Source organism: uncultured Virgibacillus sp. (genome assembly GCF_947495635.1).
Classification (GTDB): Bacteria; Bacillota; Bacilli; order Bacillales; family Amphibacillaceae; genus Virgibacillus; species Virgibacillus salarius.
Genome location: NZ_CANMAB010000031.1, coordinates 19,322 through 37,442 on the forward strand (window position 1 = coordinate 19,322; position 18,121 = coordinate 37,442).

General features: G+C 36.1%; 18 protein-coding genes and 1 pseudogene. 16 read left to right on the top strand and 3 right to left on the bottom strand.

Annotated features, from left to right (window positions below; translation table 11 throughout):
- Positions 1-187 precede the first annotated feature (187 nt).
- A pseudogene (locus tag Q1A47_RS09025) lies at positions 188-1,836 on the bottom strand (DASS family sodium-coupled anion symporter).
- A 263-nt stretch (positions 1,837-2,099) separates the two neighbouring features.
- Here Q1A47_RS09025 and pxpB point away from each other — a divergent pair.
- From pxpB to Q1A47_RS09075, 10 genes are all read left to right on the top strand, one after another.
- Positions 2,100-2,828 (top strand): 5-oxoprolinase subunit PxpB, encoded by a 729-nt coding sequence (gene pxpB / locus Q1A47_RS09030; RefSeq protein ID WP_026679931.1) that lies wholly within the window; start codon positions 2,100-2,102, stop codon positions 2,826-2,828.
- Positions 2,828-3,583 (top strand): LamB/YcsF family protein, encoded by a 756-nt coding sequence (locus tag Q1A47_RS09035; RefSeq protein WP_026679930.1) that lies wholly within the window; start codon positions 2,828-2,830, stop codon positions 3,581-3,583. Before pxpB ends, Q1A47_RS09035 begins: the two co-directional genes overlap by 1 nt.
- A gap of 28 nt (positions 3,584-3,611) precedes the next feature.
- The gene (locus Q1A47_RS09040; RefSeq protein WP_226983543.1) at positions 3,612-4,556 is read left to right on the top strand and encodes a biotin-dependent carboxyltransferase family protein; all 945 of its coding nucleotides are present in this window, start codon (positions 3,612-3,614) and stop codon (positions 4,554-4,556) included.
- Positions 4,557-4,797: 241 nt separating this feature from the next.
- Positions 4,798-5,007, top strand: a complete 210-nt coding sequence (locus tag Q1A47_RS09045; RefSeq protein ID WP_152525394.1) for a hypothetical protein — start codon at positions 4,798-4,800, stop codon at positions 5,005-5,007.
- A 64-nt stretch (positions 5,008-5,071) separates the two neighbouring features.
- Positions 5,072-6,259, top strand: a complete 1,188-nt coding sequence (locus tag Q1A47_RS09050; RefSeq protein WP_309299794.1) for an MFS transporter — start codon at positions 5,072-5,074, stop codon at positions 6,257-6,259.
- Positions 6,260-6,275: 16 nt separating this feature from the next.
- On the top strand, positions 6,276-7,019 hold the full coding sequence (locus Q1A47_RS09055) for a Cof-type HAD-IIB family hydrolase (protein WP_166530593.1): 744 nt from the start codon (positions 6,276-6,278) through the stop codon (positions 7,017-7,019).
- 245 nt (positions 7,020-7,264) lie between these two features.
- A complete protein-coding gene (locus tag Q1A47_RS09060) occupies positions 7,265-7,447 on the top strand; it encodes a cold-shock protein (protein WP_026682043.1) in 183 nt (60 codons plus the stop codon).
- Positions 7,448-7,695: 248 nt separating this feature from the next.
- Positions 7,696-9,219: an aldehyde dehydrogenase family protein gene (locus tag Q1A47_RS09065; RefSeq protein WP_166530592.1), complete on the top strand. Its 1,524-nt coding sequence runs from the start codon at positions 7,696-7,698 to the stop codon at positions 9,217-9,219.
- Between the two features lie 36 nt (positions 9,220-9,255).
- Complete coding sequence (locus Q1A47_RS09070) at positions 9,256-9,609, top strand: DUF779 domain-containing protein (RefSeq protein WP_026682041.1); 354 nt, start codon at positions 9,256-9,258, stop codon at positions 9,607-9,609.
- Positions 9,610-9,912: 303 nt separating this feature from the next.
- Positions 9,913-10,362 (top strand): IDEAL domain-containing protein, encoded by a 450-nt coding sequence (locus tag Q1A47_RS09075; RefSeq protein ID WP_026682040.1) that lies wholly within the window; start codon positions 9,913-9,915, stop codon positions 10,360-10,362.
- A gap of 516 nt (positions 10,363-10,878) precedes the next feature.
- Here the strand turns inward: Q1A47_RS09075 and Q1A47_RS09080 are convergent.
- A complete protein-coding gene (locus Q1A47_RS09080; protein WP_166530591.1) occupies positions 10,879-12,897 on the bottom strand; it encodes a penicillin-binding transpeptidase domain-containing protein in 2,019 nt (672 codons plus the stop codon).
- Positions 12,898-13,007: 110 nt separating this feature from the next.
- Complete coding sequence (locus tag Q1A47_RS09085) at positions 13,008-13,949, bottom strand: LCP family protein (RefSeq protein ID WP_026682039.1); 942 nt, start codon at positions 13,947-13,949, stop codon at positions 13,008-13,010.
- A gap of 789 nt (positions 13,950-14,738) precedes the next feature.
- On the opposite strand from Q1A47_RS09085, the gene Q1A47_RS09090 reads away from it, so the two are divergent.
- The 6 genes from Q1A47_RS09090 (at position 14,739) to nagB (ending at position 17,996) form a co-directional block, all read left to right on the top strand.
- Complete coding sequence (locus Q1A47_RS09090; protein ID WP_121605940.1) at positions 14,739-14,864, top strand: anti-repressor SinI family protein; 126 nt, start codon at positions 14,739-14,741, stop codon at positions 14,862-14,864.
- 71 nt (positions 14,865-14,935) lie between these two features.
- Complete coding sequence (locus Q1A47_RS09095) at positions 14,936-15,262, top strand: helix-turn-helix domain-containing protein (RefSeq protein WP_166530590.1); 327 nt, start codon at positions 14,936-14,938, stop codon at positions 15,260-15,262.
- Between the two features lie 64 nt (positions 15,263-15,326).
- On the top strand, positions 15,327-15,509 hold the full coding sequence (locus Q1A47_RS09100; RefSeq protein WP_299631813.1) for a hypothetical protein: 183 nt from the start codon (positions 15,327-15,329) through the stop codon (positions 15,507-15,509).
- Between the two features lie 150 nt (positions 15,510-15,659).
- Entirely contained in the window at positions 15,660-15,827 is a 168-nt protein-coding gene (locus tag Q1A47_RS09105; protein ID WP_162986483.1) for a hypothetical protein, read from the top strand.
- Between the two features lie 263 nt (positions 15,828-16,090).
- Positions 16,091-17,284, top strand: a complete 1,194-nt coding sequence (gene nagA / locus Q1A47_RS09110; RefSeq protein WP_166530589.1) for an N-acetylglucosamine-6-phosphate deacetylase — start codon at positions 16,091-16,093, stop codon at positions 17,282-17,284.
- On the top strand, positions 17,271-17,996 hold the full coding sequence (gene nagB, locus Q1A47_RS09115; RefSeq protein WP_026682036.1) for a glucosamine-6-phosphate deaminase: 726 nt from the start codon (positions 17,271-17,273) through the stop codon (positions 17,994-17,996). The genes nagA and nagB overlap by 14 nt, the downstream gene beginning before the upstream one ends.
- Positions 17,997-18,121: the final 125 nt, after the last annotated feature.

Below are 18,121 nucleotides of genomic sequence, written 5' to 3' on the forward strand. Positions count from 1 at the left end.
ATTATATCTGTGCTTTTCTCTTTTTATCTCACATATAATTGGCAGTAATTCCCATCTTAGGCCATAGCGATAAGCGAGGGATCGACTTCTAGTAATGTCCGATTGCTTCCAAGGCCTTTAGGTCATATCCTTGTGGTACTAACAATCCGTGGGTGATAACAAAACTTCCACGGATTGAAGTTTCATTTTATTTCATGAAATCTGGTAGTTCGGTAAGATGAATTCCCCAAACTAAAGGGAGTAAAAAGTAAACACTTATTGTAACTAGAACGATACCAATAAGGTTTAATACGATTCCTGCTTTGGCCATATCTGGAATACGTAAATAGCCTGCTCCAAATACAACAGCATTAGGTGGTGTTGCAACAGGAAGCATAAAGGCACAAGATGACGCTACTCCTGCAGCGATCATGACAACATAAGGATGGACGCCAAGTGCAATTGCAAGTGCAGCCATAATTGGATACATCATATTGGCAGTTGCTGTATTCGAAGTGATTTCTGTTAAAAAAATGACTAATGCAGTAATAACAAGTAGGACAATAAAAATATGAATTCCTTGTAATGTGATTAACTGTGTACCAATCCATTCCGAAAGCCCAGATTGTGTAAAGCCTGCTGCAATAGCCAAGCCTCCTCCAAACAACAGCAAAATTCCCCAAGGTAATTTGATAGCTGTATTCCAATCCAATAAGAAATCACCTTGTTTATTTTTAGAAGGAATGATGAATAGAATGATTGCTGCAGCCACTGCAATAATGGCATCATTTATATTTTGGTTTAATTCTGCTAACACAAAGCTACGTGTGATCCACGCAAGGGCAGTAAAAACAAATATAGTAAATACAGCTTTTTCTTCTGATGAGGCGTTTCCAAGCTTTTGCTTTTCTTTTGTAATAACAGATTTACCTCCTGGAAGTTCCTTCAGCTTAAGTGGAAATGCAATTCTGACTAGATAAAACCAAATGATAAAGATAAATCCCCAAGCGATTGGAACACCAAATAGCATCCAAGTAGAAAAGGATAGTTGAATGTCATACATCTCATTAATAACTCCTGCAAGTGCAGCATTCGGTGGCGTACCAATTAACGTTGCAACCCCGCCAATGGAGGCAGAATAAGCGATGCTAAGCATCAATGCTTTTCCAAATGCAAAATTGTCTTTTAATGTATCGATAGACGGATCTTCTTTTAAAGCATCTGACACTTTATAGATAATAGCCAATCCAATTGGAACCATCATCATTGCTGTAGCAGTATTAGATATCCACATAGAGAGGAATCCGGTGGATACCATAAACCCTAATACGATTCGGTTTGAATTCGTACCAATCAAGGAAATGATTGTTAATGCAATTCGTCTATGCAGATTCCATTTTTCCATAGCCAATGCTATCATAAAACCTCCCATAAATAGAAAAATAGTATCGCTGCCATATGAAGATGTAGTAGTCCCGATATCTAACCCGCCTGTCATCGGGAATAGTAATAGTATAATTGGGAGTAGTGACGTTACAGGGATAGGTATTGCCTCTGTCATCCACCAGACAGCAATCCAAACGGTACTTGCAAGTATCGCTATTCCTTCCCAAGCCAATCCTTTAGGAGAAAAAAATAGCAACATTACTATAAATAATAAAGGGCCAAGTATTAAACCAGCTTTTTGTGCTGGTCTATTGTATCGATGTTTCCCATTATTATTACTACTAGAATAATCAGTTGAATTAGTTGTCTTTTCGCTGTTAACTTAGATGGGTGAGGCTTTACAAAGAGAAAGAAGGCTTCCTTTAATTCATCATGTTTTTTCCACATCCAGTCCCATGTAGTTGAAATCATTTAATAACCTCCTTATATATAATTGCTAGTAAAACAGAGTATTAGATTTCTCGTTTTAGGTTGTTGGTAAGGGACATAATTCACTAAGAGATAGAATTAGATTATATATATTAACAGATAAATGGAAGCTTGATATTCTTATTATATGGATGGAATTAATTGGATTCAAGCAATAATGATTACGCTTTCATTAAAAATCAAGGTAATGAACCACTTTAAAATATGCTATCATTTAAATAACTGAATTTTCGGAGGAATGGTTAATGGAATATAGTTTCAAGGCAGTTGGTGATAACGCTTTAAAGTTATTACTAGGTGGAGAGGTTTCAGAGCGAATGAATAAAACTATACGATCTATATGTAAGAAGCTATCAGTTGCCTCTATATTAGGGGTAGTGGAATGGGTTCCTGCTTATAATTCAATTACAATTTATTATCAGCCCATATGTATTTCATTTCAACGATTAAAGCAAAAAGTAAACCAGTTGATTAATGAGCCGATCGAACATGATGATGTAACAGTTCGTATATTTCATGTGCCTGTTGTATATGGAGACAAATATGGTCCGGATTTGCAAAGAGTCGCTAATTTTAATCACCTATCTATAGAAAAAGTAAAGTTCTATCACCAACAACCTGAATATTTAATTTATATGCTTGGGTTCTTACCAGGATTTCCTTATTTAGGTGGTTTACATGATCAACTTGTCACGCCACGATTGGATATACCAAGACCATATGTTGAGGCTGGATCTGTTGGTATTGCATCAAGACAAACAGGGATTTATCCGGTACAGTCCCCTGGGGGATGGAACATTATAGGGAAAACACCGGTTAAGCTGTTTCATCCTGATTTCCAACAAAATGCTTTTCTATTTGAGGCAGGAGATAGAATTAAATTTTTTTCTATATCGCATCAAGAATATGATGACATTGTGGAGAAGATGAAGCAAGGTAGCTATGAGGTTTTCAGTAAGGAGGTACGTAGATAATGCTCACTATTGATGTAAATTGTGATATGGGTGAAAGCTTTGGAGCATATACAGTTGGTGTTGATAAGGAAATAATAACATTTATTAGTTCAGCAAATATAGCTTGTGGAATGCATGCAGGTGATCCATTTGTCATGAATAAAACGGTTAGATTAGCTAAACAATTTGATATTGCTATTGGGGCACACCCTGGTTTTCCAGATCTTGCTGGGTTTGGACGTCGAATGATGGAATTTTCCAGCAAGGAGATTTATCAGATAGTTATCTATCAACTTGGTAGCCTTAGCGCATTTTGCAAGATTCATGAAGTGAAGCTAAACCATGTAAAACCGCATGGTGCATTATATAACTTGGCAGCACGTGACAGATTAATTGCTTCTACAATAGCCCAAGCTGTGTATCAGTTTGACCCAAACCTTGTGCTTATTGGTTTGGCAAATAGTGAACTAATTAAAGCGGGAAAAGAGGTTGGGTTAAGGGTTGCGTCTGAAGTGTTTGCTGATCGAACATACCAATCAGATGGAAGCTTAACACCTAGAACAGAAACTAATGCGATTATTGAGAATGTGGATGAGGCCATTCAGCAGGTTAAGAGAATAGTTTTAGAGAATAACGTAGAGGCAACAGATGGATCTTTAATTAAGATTGATGCAGATACTGTTTGTATCCATGGTGACGGGAGCTATGCCCTCACTTTTGCTAAAGCTCTTCATCAGATGTTGAAGAATATTGGGGTATCCATAGCACATTTATGACGAAAAGAATATTTTGGGAGTGTTTCTGTTGATTTGTAGTGAAATAGTATTTAAGGTGCATAAGCCTGGCATTTTTACATCTTTTCAGGATCTAGGAAGAATTGGATATCAGCAATTCGGTGTTCCTGTATCTGGAGCAATGGATCAATACGCCTGTCAATTAGCCAATATTCTTGTCGGAAATTTAAGGAATAAAGCTTGCTTAGAAGTGACTTTAATAGGTCCAACTTTGGAAGCCTGTACAGAATTAACCATTGCTATAACAGGTGCAGATTTACAAGCAAAAATTAACGGTGAAGAAGCACCTCTGTATTGTGCTGTTCCTATGCATAAAGGAGATATTCTGTCATTTGGAGCATCTAGGAACGGTGTTCGCGCTTATATTGCTATGGCTGGTGAATTCGATTGTCCATCCTATTTTGGTAGTAAGTCGGTTGATGTACAAAACGGCTTTGGACAAACATTAGAGCATATGAGCGTAATCAAAGGAATTCCCTTATATGTGAAACGGAAAATTAAATTGGCAAATTCACTAATACCAACATACTCTAGTGTGGTTAGTGTTGCAGTTATTGAAGGACCACATATGAATCATTTTACTGAGGAATCAAGAGCGATATTTTTTAAACAATTACATATCGTAGAACCAAATTCAAATCGAATGGGCTATCGTTTACATTCGCAAATGATTCCTACAAGTAAAGAAGTAAATAGTTGGACAGATGCTGTTCCATTTGGTGGTATACAGGTTCCTCCGAATGGTCAGCCAATTATTCTAATGGCAGATAGGCAAACAACAGGTGGATATCCACGTATTGGAACGGTAATCAGTAATGATATTCCTAAGATCGCCCAGCTTGTTCCCAAGGGGAAAATAGGTTTTTATCCGGTTTCTGTTGAAGAAGCACAAAAGCGAATCAAAAGAAAAGAAAGAGAGTTATATCAATTGCAAACCTTTCGTCAATTTATGTAATGAAACTTACTGGCATTGTAAAAAGTTAATAGAATAGAAATTCTAATAACGAGTGTGAATACGTTAAACGCTATAATAGAATAATAAAGTAAAACTTCAATCAGTGAAAGTTTTGTTTATCTCCCACTTACCAATAGTGATTTCACTTTATTGCTTGAAGTAGGGGTAATACTGCCGGTTATGCATAGGAATAGTTTCTGGTAACTGAATATATAATAAGGCTGTATAATGTGTATAGACCATGCCGCGAGGCCCAGCTAGTCATGAGGAACTTACATTTGGAATTGGTGGTAACCATATTGGTACTAACGATTATTATAGGATATCTGCGATAAACCAAAATGACATAGGTAGTAGGTTTACTTCTGTAATTATTGGAGTTTTTCTAATTACAATGTTGTTGTCTGTTGTACGAATGAGGCGATTAAATAAACTTTACAATAATTTTTAAAATGTTAATTGCTTCGTCTCTCGAAATGTATTAAAATAGCTTAGATAATACAAGAGACAGTGAGATGATGCATATGCCAAAGCAAATATGGCTATTGGTGATAGCGACAACAGTTAATGTAACGGGAGCCTCATTCTTATGGCCGTTGAATACAATATATATGCATAATGAGCTCGGTAAAAGTCTTGCTTTTGCAGGGTTTATTTTAATGTTTAACCAAGGAGCATCCATCGCGGGTAATCTAATTGGTGGAGCTTTGTTTGATAAATTTAGTGCCTACAAGACAATTCTATACGGTACTGGTCTAGCAGTGGCTGCCTCAATCGCTATGACCTTCTTACATCACAATATTTTATTTTACTCTATTTTTCTCGTCATGATTGGTTTTGGATCAGGTATTACATGGCCAGTTATGTTTGCAATGGCTGGATCACTTTGGCAAGAAGGAGGGAGACGTGCGTTTAACTCAATTTATGTAGCACAAAATTTAGGGGTGGCATTGGGAGCAACAATTGGTGGATATGTTGCAAGTATTTCTTTCAACTATATATTTTTTGCTAATGCCTTTCTCTTTATCAGTTTTTTCCTTATTGTCCTGCTAACGTTTAAGCATATGGATAAAGAAAGAGATAGACAGATGCATACAACAATTATTGAACAGCGAGGTAAGATTAAGAATAAAGCAGCATTTATTGCGCTATTTATTTTATGTAGTGGTTTTTTAATTACGTGGATTGCTTATAGTCAATGGCAATCGACGATTGCTTCCTATACCCAGGACCTTGATATTCCGTTAGAACTTTATAGTTCTTTATGGGCTATAAATGGATTTCTTATCGTTCTTGGTCAACCTCTGTTAAAATGGATTACAAGCAAAGTAACATCGGAGAAAATGCATATTTATATAGGAAACACCATCTTACTAATTTCATTTATCATCGCAATGGTTTCAGATACCTTTAGTATGTTTGCTTTGGCAATGATTATATTAACTATTGGAGAAATGCTTGTTTGGCCAGCTATACCATCATTAGCTAATGAATTAGCTCCCAAAGGAAGGACTGGTTTCTACCAAGGAATCGTTAATAGTATAGGAGCTACGGGTAGGATGGTTGGGCCTGTGTTCGGCGGTTTCGTTGTAGACATATTTAATATCGAGATCTTATTTTTTGTATTGTTGTTCTTGCTTTTAATTCCTTATATGACAACTTTTGTGTATGATCGAAATATCCGTATGAAAAGACAAAGTTAATAATGGAGGATGCTACATGTCAGAAATAAAAACAGAAATTAAATTAATTGCATTGGATATGGATGGGACACTTTTAAATAGTGAGCATGAGGTGTCAGAAGCAACTCGTGAAGCAATTGCTGAAGCCTTAGCGAAAGATGTGCATGTGGTGTTAAGTACAGGACGCTGGCTGCAATCCTGTCATCCATACGCAGAATCGCTAAAGTTAACTTCTTATTTAGTTACAGCAAATGGTGGAGAAATATGGACAGTTAATAAGGAATTAGTAGAACAGCATCTACTGAAACCGGAGAAAATAGAAAAAGTGTATACTTTAGCAAAAGAAATTGGTTTATCGATATGGATGATTTCCACAGAAGGAGTTTATCGTGATTCAGCACCAGATAACTTTTATGATCATAAATGGTTGAAATTTGGATGTGAATCTTATAATGAGTCAAGGCTTAGTGAAATGATGAAGCAGCTATCTTACATAGAAGGGTTGGAATTGACGAATTCATTACCGACTAATATGGAGGTTAATCCAAAAGGTGTTAGTAAGGCTAGTGCATTGGAAACAGTTTGTGAAAAAATTGGTATCTCAATGAAAGAAATTATGGCTGTAGGAGATAGCTTAAATGACATGAAAATGATCCAGGAAGCTGGCATCGGTGTTGCTATGGGGAATGCACAGGATGCAATAAAGCAAGCAGCTAATTATGTAACGGATACGAATAATAATGATGGTGTAGCAAAAGCAATTCATCGCTTTGTGCTATAAAAAGTAGAATAACGATCCATATTTTGGATCGTTATTCTTTTACGTCGTATTAAAAAAACCGTGGTTCTAGCGATGTTGGATAATTATGAATAACTTTCCAACATCTAACATAGAATATAGTATAGAGTAAATGAATCGGGTTATAGCTGTTAAGGTATAGTCCAAGCCTCATAGACAGTCAGGGGTCTTTCTTTATTTGTTAGAAAAGCGTATAATAGAAGTGTTACAAGAAAGGAGATGCTTTCATGTCATTCTCACGAGGACCGAAAGAACCGGTTCAAGAAGTGGAGACAAATGTCTGGTCATGCATAAGCGATGATTGCCAGGGGTGGATGAGGGAATCATACAGCTTTGAGGATGAACCGAAATGTCCGTTATGTCAGTCATCCATGAAGCAGGAAATAAGAATTCTTCCTGAAGTAAAATAAGCATGCTTTAGTATCTCCGGATATATGAGTTCGGTATTAAGCCTTGATTATTGATTAATCAAGGCTTTTTTCTTAGTTTAGGAAATTATAAAATTAGCCCATGTGGATAAATCGGCCGCTTGCGCTGTTGTTCTTATTAAATAGTTATTCAATTATTGGTATAATTTAGAATTAATTGTTATACTTTTTATATAAGTACAACTTAGATCTACATAAATTGTAAGCGTTTTCTATAAAGGAGGAATAATATGAGATATGCAAACCCTAATTCAGCTGGTGCTTTGGTCAACTTTCAGAGTAAATACGATAATTTTATAGGTGGGGAATATCGTTCACCTGTAAAAGGGAAGTATTTTGAAAATGTAAGTCCAGTCACAGGTGAAGTATTCTGTGAGGTTGCTAGATCTACAAAGGAAGATGTAGAAGCGGCTCTTGATGCAGCTCATAATGCGAAGGACACCTGGGGGGAAACTTCTGTAGCAGAGCGTGCGTTACTATTAAATAGGATTGCTGATCGAATGGAAGAAAACTTAGAAATGCTAGCAGTTGCGGAAACCTGGGATAATGGGAAGGCGGTTAGAGAGGCATTAGCAGCTGATATACCGCTAGCCATTGATCATTTTCGATACTTTGCTGGTGTAATTAGAGGACAAGAGGGCGGCGTTAGCCAAATTGATCATGATACAATTGCTTATCATTTTCATGAACCTCTAGGTGTTGTTGGGCAAATTATTCCTTGGAATTTTCCTTTATTAATGGCTACATGGAAGTTAGCCCCGGCTTTGGCGGCAGGAAATTGCGTGGTTATTAAACCTGCTGAACAAACACCAGCTTCTATACATGTTTGGTTAGAGTTAGTAAAAGATTTACTTCCGCCAGGAGTAGTTAATGTAGTAAATGGTTTTGGAGTAGAGGCAGGCAAACCTTTAGCATCGAATAGTAGAATTGCTAAAATAGCATTTACTGGAGAAACGACGACGGGAAGGCTAATTATGCAATATGCCTCGGAAAATATTATTCCAGTAACATTAGAACTTGGAGGTAAGTCTCCGAACATTTTCTTTGAAGATGTGATGGATGCAGATGATGGATTTTTAGATAAAGCGATCGAGGGGTTTGTTATGTTTGCCCTTAACCAAGGGGAAGTCTGTACATGTCCTTCCAGAGCGCTAGTACATGAAGCAATATACGAAAGATTTATTGAGCGTGCAATTCATCGAGTGAAACAAATAAAGATTGGTCATCCATTGGATACAGAGACGATGATGGGGGCACAGGCTTCTCAAGAACAGTTGGAAAAAATCCAATCCTATTTAGATATTGGTAAGCAAGAAGGTGCTGAAGTATTAATTGGTGGAAGTCTAAATAAATTAGAAAATGAAGAATTAAAAAACGGCTATTATGTAGAACCTACTATCTTTAAAGGGAAAAATAATATGCGTGTTTTCCAAGAAGAAATATTCGGACCAGTATTATCAGTCACTACGTTCAAAGACAAAGCAGAAGCAATGTCTATAGCAAATGATACACTATACGGCTTGGGTGCGGGTATATGGACACGTAATATAAACACTGCATATCGCTTTGGACGTGGAATTGAAGCTGGTAGAGTTTGGACGAATTGTTATCATCAGTATCCGGCTCATGCCGCATTTGGTGGGTATAAAAAGTCTGGAATTGGTAGAGAGAATCATTTAATGATGCTTGATCATTACCAGCAGACAAAAAATTTGCTAGTCAGCTATAGTGAAGGAGCTGCTGGATTATTCTAATGGATAATGCACGTTGATAAATAATGGGGTGATGAAGTGGTAGAACGCGTTATAGCAACGGAAGATGCCCTTGAATTAATTACAAAATTACATGATATTCATGGGGATTTAATGTTTCACCAATCTGGTGGATGCTGTGATGGGAGCTCTCCAATGTGCTATCCTAAGGATGAGTTTCGAATAGGGGAAGCAGATATATTGCTTGGATATATAGGAGCAGCTCCATTTTATATCTCCAAAGATCAATATGAATATTGGAAACATACACAACTTATTATTGATGCTGTTGACGGTAGAGGAGGAATGTTTTCGCTGGAGGGACCTGAAGGAAAACGTTTTTTGACACGGTCCAGAGTATTCTCTGAGGAGGAGAGAACAGAATTAAGTTAAGTAAGAATGGTTACGTACAGTGATTTTGGTACGTAACCATTCTTTTATGTTAATTAAAACAAAGGAAATAGAATTGGGAGGATAATTTGTTGAGAATAAAATACTAGTATTAATTATTTAATAGTCGTAAAGTTGCAATTTTAAGGAATACTTAGAAAAATAATGTATAATCAAGAAAATGTTCTTAATAAAGTTGATGAATCGTACATTTACCGGTTTAATTTCCTTGTATTCTCGATTATACTTAATGTGATGTTCTTTTATAAGAACGTAGGTAATCGGATTCAATAAGGAGGCATTGGAATGGTACATGTTAAGAACTTTAGGCCCGCTAGTATTAAAATTTGTATGAAGTATATTCTAGTGAATTTACGTAATGCAAGGTTCATAATTTCGATTCAAGGTGCTCCATATCAATTTATTCCGATAGCAGGAAAGGAAATAAAAATTAACCGAAGTACGTTTCAAGTTGAAAATAGGAGAATGCTATTTGCCTTTCAACATAACTCAAGTGTTATCTACATAAAGATGGAAGATCTGCTGAAGTTGCCAAGGTTTAGAGAGAAAGTTAATGCTGTTTTACGATCTACAGAACCACCACGAAATCAGACATTAACCAGGCACAAGCAATCTAACTATTCAATTGATCTTGTCATAGATGAGCTAGAACAGCTAAATATCAAACGATTAATAGACCAGGCGCTTGATCATAGAGATGAAAAAGCTTTTAGGGAACTGCTAAGGCTTTTATAGTATGAAGTAATAAAAGAATAGGGGGAGACATAAGCGTTTAATATAAAGAAGTATCGAACTATTGTCCGTATACATAGCTATATCCGGATAGTGTTTGGGGTTTTTTGCTCCATGTTTGGAAGTGGTGCTTATTTCTACAGAAAGAAATAGATATAATGGTCAGGTAATCATAGCAGCGGAAGTATGGAGGACACATACAGATATGGTATTAGTCCGAAGATTAAAGGGCAAAGACGAAGTTCATTTAATCAGCGTTAACTGTGGCAATTTCTCCGGAAAGTACCTCCCATATTTATTAGTACAATGAAAGAATAACAGTATGATTCTGCTAAATATTTTCTGTCCAATCTCTTTCACTTTTATCCCATATATAACTGGCAGTAATCCCTCACTTCAAGCAAAAAAGAGAAACCAATATGGATTAGTGGGGGATCGACTGCCAGTAAATGTCGATTGATTCAAAGGCATTTAGGTCATACCCTTGTGGTACGAACAATCAGTAGGGAAACAAAACCTTTATTTCATTTTATTTAAGAGGTCCACTACCTTTTTAGTAGTGTAACCACTTCCGCCTCGTTCCTTTGTCTCTTCAATCATCATAGCAATGAGTATATCCTCAGATTCGGTGGGGTAACCAACAAACCAACCATTTTCCTCACCTGAACCTTCACTAGTTAGCTTTAACTCTGCTGTTCCTGTTTTTCCAGAAATAGGGATTGCGCTATTTTTTCCGTATTTCTTTGCTGTTCCATTTTGAACTACATCTCGCAAGTCATTTTTAATACGATTGACTTGTTCCGGTGATAGTAAATCTTCTTTCCAATATTGTGATGTATCTTCACTAGTTAAAAGTGTAGGCTTTATCATATTCCCTTCGTTTAAAAACACAGTATATGCTGCTGCTAAGTGAATTGAACTCATTTCTAACTCACCTTGCCCATAACTGGAATTTGCCAATAGAACTTCATCATCTAGTTTACCGGAAGATGAAATAGACGATGGAGTAATAGGGTATTCGTACGGCAGTTCTTCTCTAAATCCAAATGATTTTAGCCCTTTTTCATAGGCTTTGGCTCCCATTTCAACAGCTTGCATCGCAAAATAGATATTATCCGACCTAACTAACGCATCGTGTAAATCAACTGGACCGTTTGATGTGGACGCTCTTGTAACTTTATAATCACCCCATCCTTCACCATTACCCCAAGTTTTTCCTTTGATTTCTAAACCTTCATCTGGATCGATTGAGCCATTCTTTAAGCCAATTGCTGCTGTTATCGGTTTTAAAACCGAACCAGGAGCGAATGTTGAATAGAAACGATTTAATAGTGGATTTCTTTCGTCATTTTCAAGTTTCTCCCAGAGATTAGGTTCTGTTCCGTAAAGAATTTCGTTTGGATCAAAAGAAGGGCTACTAATTAATCCAAGCGTTTCACCTGTTTTCGGATGTATGATTGCTGCAGTTCCCATATCTCCATTAAAGGATTCATATACTTTTTCTTGAATATTAATATCGATGGTCAGTTTTATATTTTCTCCATTCTTTACAGCTGTTTCTGCAAGTACTTTTTCTTCTTCATTGTCGTTTGTAACTATAATTTTTATTCCTTTTTCCCCTCTTAACTGTTTTTCATATAACTCTTCAAGTCCGCGTTTGCCTATTACAGAATTAGCATCGTACGTACCAGGATCTTTTTCTTTCAGTTCTTCTGCTGTAATTTGTCCAATATACCCAACTAAAGAGCCAGTTGCTTCACCTCCAGGATACACACGGCCAGTAGATTCTTGTCTTGTAATACCATCAATTGCTACTAATTTATTCCAAAGTTCTTGATCTGTTTTTGCAATTTTGGCTATTGGAACAAATAAGTTTGGCTCCACCCAACTTGCGTTGAGAGATTCGTTTATTGATTCGACGGAGACACCTAGTAAATTTGCAATTTTTTTCTTGTTTTGTTCTGCTGATGCTCCTAGTTTTTCTGGGACAATCCCAATAGTATATATGGTGTCGTTCATAGCTAATGGCATGTCGTTTCGATCACGAATTTCCCCGCGGACTGGTGCTGTAGATGTAATACTAATTTCTCCGCCATCCTTTATTTCAGGAAAAATAAAACCAGGATCCCATGAAATATACCAGTTTTCTTCTTTGTCTTCACCCTGTTGCACAAGTTCTGCTTTATAGTCAAAAGAAACCGGACCAGCAATCGTTTCCATGCTTACGTTAAAGGGAATGGTTGCTTTTCCTTGATCCATTGCTTTCTCAAGTGAATCTTTATCTAACTTATCAAATTCCACCTGCAATTTTGAAACATTTAAGTCCTCATAAATCTTTTTATAGCGATCAACAAATTGATCTGTTGGATATGTATCAGTAGTATCGGAGCTTAACATCTTATACATATCTGCAAATTCTTGTTTATTCCATTTTTCTAGGTATGAATTAAAACGATCATTTGGTGTAGCTTTGTCCGCTGAACATGCTGTAAGCAGTGCAATAAGCGTAACAAAAGCGATAACTATTGCTTTTCTCATCATTTCCCCCCTAATTATTATCTACTCTATCTTATGAACGAGAAGCAACATGGATGATTTAACCACCCATGTTGTTACGTTTCGTTAGGTATAGAAGTTTCCAACTTCATCTACTTTTCGTTCATATGTGCTTTAATTTCTGTTGTAATTCGATTGAATTCTGAGTCTGGAACAACATAGTACCACGTGTTATTAATACGTTGGCCGTTTCCGCTAATCTCCATTGAAGAAATATTTTTTCTCGTGCCACGATAATCAGAGAATAGTGTTTGCATTGCATCCATATTCAGGTTTGTTTTTACGTTGTCTCCAAGTATGTTAAGGATTTCGCCGACTTTAGTAATACTTGAAAAACTTGCTCCCTTATTTATAGCAGCCATAATAACTGCTCGTTGTCGTTCATTTCTACCTAGATCTCCTCTTGGGTCATTTTTTCGCATTCGGATATAAGATAAAGCTTCTTTACCATTTAATTGAATCTCGCCTGCTGGAAATTGTATTCCGCCTTGGGAAAATGCTGTATCGTTTGTAATGGTAACACCACCTATTGCATCGACACCCTGTTCAAAACCTTCCATATTCACTCTTGCATAATAGTGGACTGGGAGGTCAAAGTTTTCTTCTACTGTTTGAACAGATAGCTCAACATCACCAAATGCATAGGCATGGTTTATTTTATCTTTTCCTTTACCAGGTATTGTCACATACGTATCCCTAGGAATACTTAGCATTTTCATGGAATTGGTTTTCGGATTTAACGATAATAAGATCATTGTATCCGAGCGTCCTTTATCACCATCTCGTTCGTCTACTCCAAGTAATAAAATATTCACTGATTTTGTATCTTTGAAGATAGACTCTAATTCCTTTTTGCGATCTGGGTCATTATCTCGATTTAGTGGATTATGCATAGTTTCCACTGTATCTCCTAGTTTATTCCAAACATAGATAGAGAAGACACCGACTACCAGGATCAGTGCGAGGATAATCCCTCCTACCCAGAACAACCACTTTCGTTTTTTATGTTTCTTTTTTTCCACACGTGAGTTCACTTTAAATTCTCCTCAATACTAATTGTTTGATACAGCAAAGTTTGAAAATAATAACAATTCATTAGTAAATTATAACGAAAATAGTGAATTTCGTCTATGTTCTTATGTAATCTATCCGTCATTACGTCATTATATCGAAATGAAGGCGCATATTCATAGAGATAGCTGATTTGATCAAGGTATAAACGGCAGAGTAGCTATTTTATTCATTTATAAATTGGAATAATATATCGCACGAAGTTGTTCTTTATAATGAACAAATATTTAGTTAAATTAAGTAATACGTAGAAATAATAATAAAATAAAAGTAAAATTAAAATAAATTTAATAAATTACTATATTTAGCAGTTTAAAACATTTTTTAATTGTTTTATACTAATTATGTCGTTCGTTATAAAATACAGACGATGTTCTTCAGGTAAAGTTGTAATTAGATATATCATCGTCACAAAATCATACTTCTTCATTACATGCAATAACTTTATGCTTTTGCCGTCTTTGCTCATATCCTTAAGAGGAGGGTGTCATTAATCCCAGGTGGGGTTAAAAAATAATCTATCGACATAGTAGTCCAAAATTAATATACTCGCTTTTACAAAACTAGTTGTAATATGACAAAACAAGCTACGGAAATAAGTGTGAATTTATAGTATGATAGTCATACAGAGATAAATTTATACTACATAGAAAACCACGTATAAATTCACAGGAGCAAAGTCACGAATTAAACGATAAGCATTGTTGCAATGACTTAGCTGCTTTGGAAATTAATGGGGGTTGAATAAGTTGATGATTAAGCAAATTTCATTGGATTCAGAATGGGTTGATTTAATCAGACAGGCAAAAACATTAGGCATACCCTTAGAAGAAATTCGTGATTTTTTACATCAATCAGAGAATAAAAATAAAGTATGAATTACAGCAAACTATAAATAGAATAACTCACCTTACTTATGGTATAATTCCCATTGAAAGAAGGTGAGAACTTGATCGGTGAAAAAATTAAGAGTTTACGTACTGATAAGAAAATGTCTATCTCAGAATTAGCTGAAAAAGCCGGTGTTGCTAAATCTTATTTAAGTTCGATTGAACGTAATATACAGATTAATCCATCGATCCAGTTTATCGAAAAGATTAGCAAGGTATTAGGAGTTTCAGTCAATGAATTGATTCGAGATAAAAAAAAGAATGAACCTGAAGAATTGGATGAAGAATGGCTAAAAATCGTACAAGAAGCTATGGAATCAGGTGTTACGAAAGAACAATTTAAAGAGTATCTAGAATTCAATAAATGGAGAAGTAATAGACGTTAACCGTGAGCTTAAGCTAGCGGTTTTTATTTTGGGAATCGAAGTGAAATTTAAATTCTGTATTTCTATGATGTTTTTAAAGCTAAATCTACAGATTAGGGTGAATACATCTCAATCAAATAACATGAACGGTTGGAGACAGATTATAATTGCTTTACCTTTATTATTTCCATTTTTCCGAAGTTCTGCATATAATGAAGAGGGTAGTGTAGAAACATTTATCAACTTGACGGAATCAACCGACATTTAATGGTCAGAAAATAATGAATGAAAGCGAATGCTGTAGTAATGACGCTATTTTCTTTAAAGAAACGACATTGTTCGACAAATCCTCGTTTTATTTTATGTTATAGTTCTATGTATCTAGCAATTTATGTAAAAAAATAAGGGCGGGAACAAAATGGGTGAGCAAGAGAAATACAAGAACTTGCTAAAAAAAGTTATAAAGGAAACAGAAGATCATAAGATAAAATCATCCGAAGAGATGGTAAGAGCGCTAGTAAATGAGTTGGGAAATAGCAGTATGCCTAGTGCAGCTGGAGGAAAATCACAGTCTTTTGCAGAGTAATCAACATAGTAACAATTAACAAATATTGCGTATATTTCTCATAAAGCAGAAAGTGGGGCTATTTCAACATATAAGAAATGGTTCTGCTTTTTTGTGTTTTATGTGAAAGATTATCTTATCTTCAGCAAAATCCTACCAAAGTATGGTATGATGAAATTTGAGTTTTTAAGATAACATATTCGATAATTGATACTATCAGTTTTTACTTATATAAAATAGAAATACTGCGCAACCATAGTGAACGGAGAAAGGATGAATGCGAAATGGATCAAGACAATCCTATTTATATTAAGAATGCTACAATATATGCTGAGCAGGAAGTCATTGAAAATGGTGGTCTGCTACTTTCGCATGGGAAAATAGCAGGAATTTATTCTAAACAGAAACCAAAACAATTGCCAAAAGAGGTACAAGTAATTAATGGGGAAGGTTTAAATATAATACCTGGGTTTATTGATGGGCATATACATGGGGCTGCAGGTGCAGATGTTATGGACGCTACAGAAGAAGCCTTAGATACAATGGCTTCAACTCTTCCAAAAGAGGGAACCACCAGCTTCTTAGCGACCACGATCACACAATCTCCAGAACAAATTGAGCAGGCACTTATGAATGTGGCATCCTATAAAAATAAACCCGGTCAGTCAGACATTATCGGTGTTCATTTGGAAGGACCATTTATTGAAAAGGGAAAAGCCGGAGCACAGCCGCTTGAATATATTGTTAAGCCAGATGAGAAACTATTCAATAAATGGCAAAAGCTTTCTGGAAATAAGATTAAAACCATTACAATGGCACCTGAGCATGATCAAAATGGAAGCTTTATAAAAAGACTAACGAAAGCTGGAATTAATGTCTCAGCTGGGCATACAGATACAGATTATGCTGGAATTAAGCAAGCGGCAGCATACGGTGTAAGACAACTGACACATTTATGTAATGCAATGTCCGGTATCCACCATCGTGACATTGGTGTTGTAGGTGCTGCTTTTGAGTTGGAAGAATTACGGGCAGAGCTCATTGCAGACGGCATACACGTTGTACCTGAGATGCTGCAATTAATTTATCAAAATATGGGAAGTAGTAGGCTATTGCTCATAACTGACGCAATGCGAGCAAAGTGTCTCCCACCAGGTAATTATGAACTTGGAGGGCAGCCTGTTAAGGTTTCTGAAGACCGTGCCTTGTTGGAGAATGGTACACTTGCTGGAAGTATCTTGAAAATGCATGAGGGAGCACAACAAATGCTAAGCATGAAAGATGTTTCTATTAAAAATATAGTGGAAATGACAGCGATGAATCCAGCAAAGCAGGTAGGAATGTTTAAGACAAAAGGTAGTATCTTAGACGGTAAGGATGCAGATATCCTAATCGTGGATGACCAGCTTTCTATTAAATACACGATTTGTCGAGGTGTAGTTGCTTTTGAAGGAGATGACGGAAATGGAACTAATTAAGGTAAAAGACTACAATGAAATGAGCAAGCGGGCTTGTTCATTCATTATAGAAAAAGTAAATAATATGGAGAAGCCTGTACTAGGCTTGGCGACAGGTTCAACTCCAGAAGGCTTATACCAAAATTTAATAGAAAAATATCAAAAGCAGGAAGTTACTTTTGATCACGTTCAAACCTTTAATTTGGATGAGTATGTTGGCCTGAAAAAGGACGATCCGAATAGTTATGATTACTATATGAATGAGAAATTATTTAAACATATAGGTATTCCGAGAGAGCAGACCCACTTACCAAGTGGAGATGCTGCTGACCTGAGTCAGGAAGCTTTGCAGTATGAATCACTAATTCAGGAAGCAGGTAATATTGATGTTCAAATTTTAGGTCTTGGTCTAAATGGACATATTGGATTTAATGAACCGGGTACGCAATTTAGTAGTCGTACACATATTGTACAATTAGATGAGTCAACCAGAAATGCAAACGCGCGATTCTTCCCAACAATTGAAGATGTTCCAAAACAAGCTATAACAATGGGAATAGATACGATTATGCAAAGTAAGATGATTGTATTACTCGTTTCTGGTGAAAAAAAAGCGAATGCTCTTTCTCAATTGATTGACGGAGAAGTAACAGAAGCATTTCCAGCTTCTATCTTACAAACCCATAGCAATGTTATGATTATTGCGGATCAGGCTGCTTGCTCGAAGCTATAATACGAGGCTGAGACAAAAGAATGAAGAAACAATAAAAAACGAACGATAAGGTACCGACCCCCTGAAGTTAGAGTAAAAAATCTAATTTCAGGGGGTGTTTTTGTGGCTAAATATAGTGAAGAATT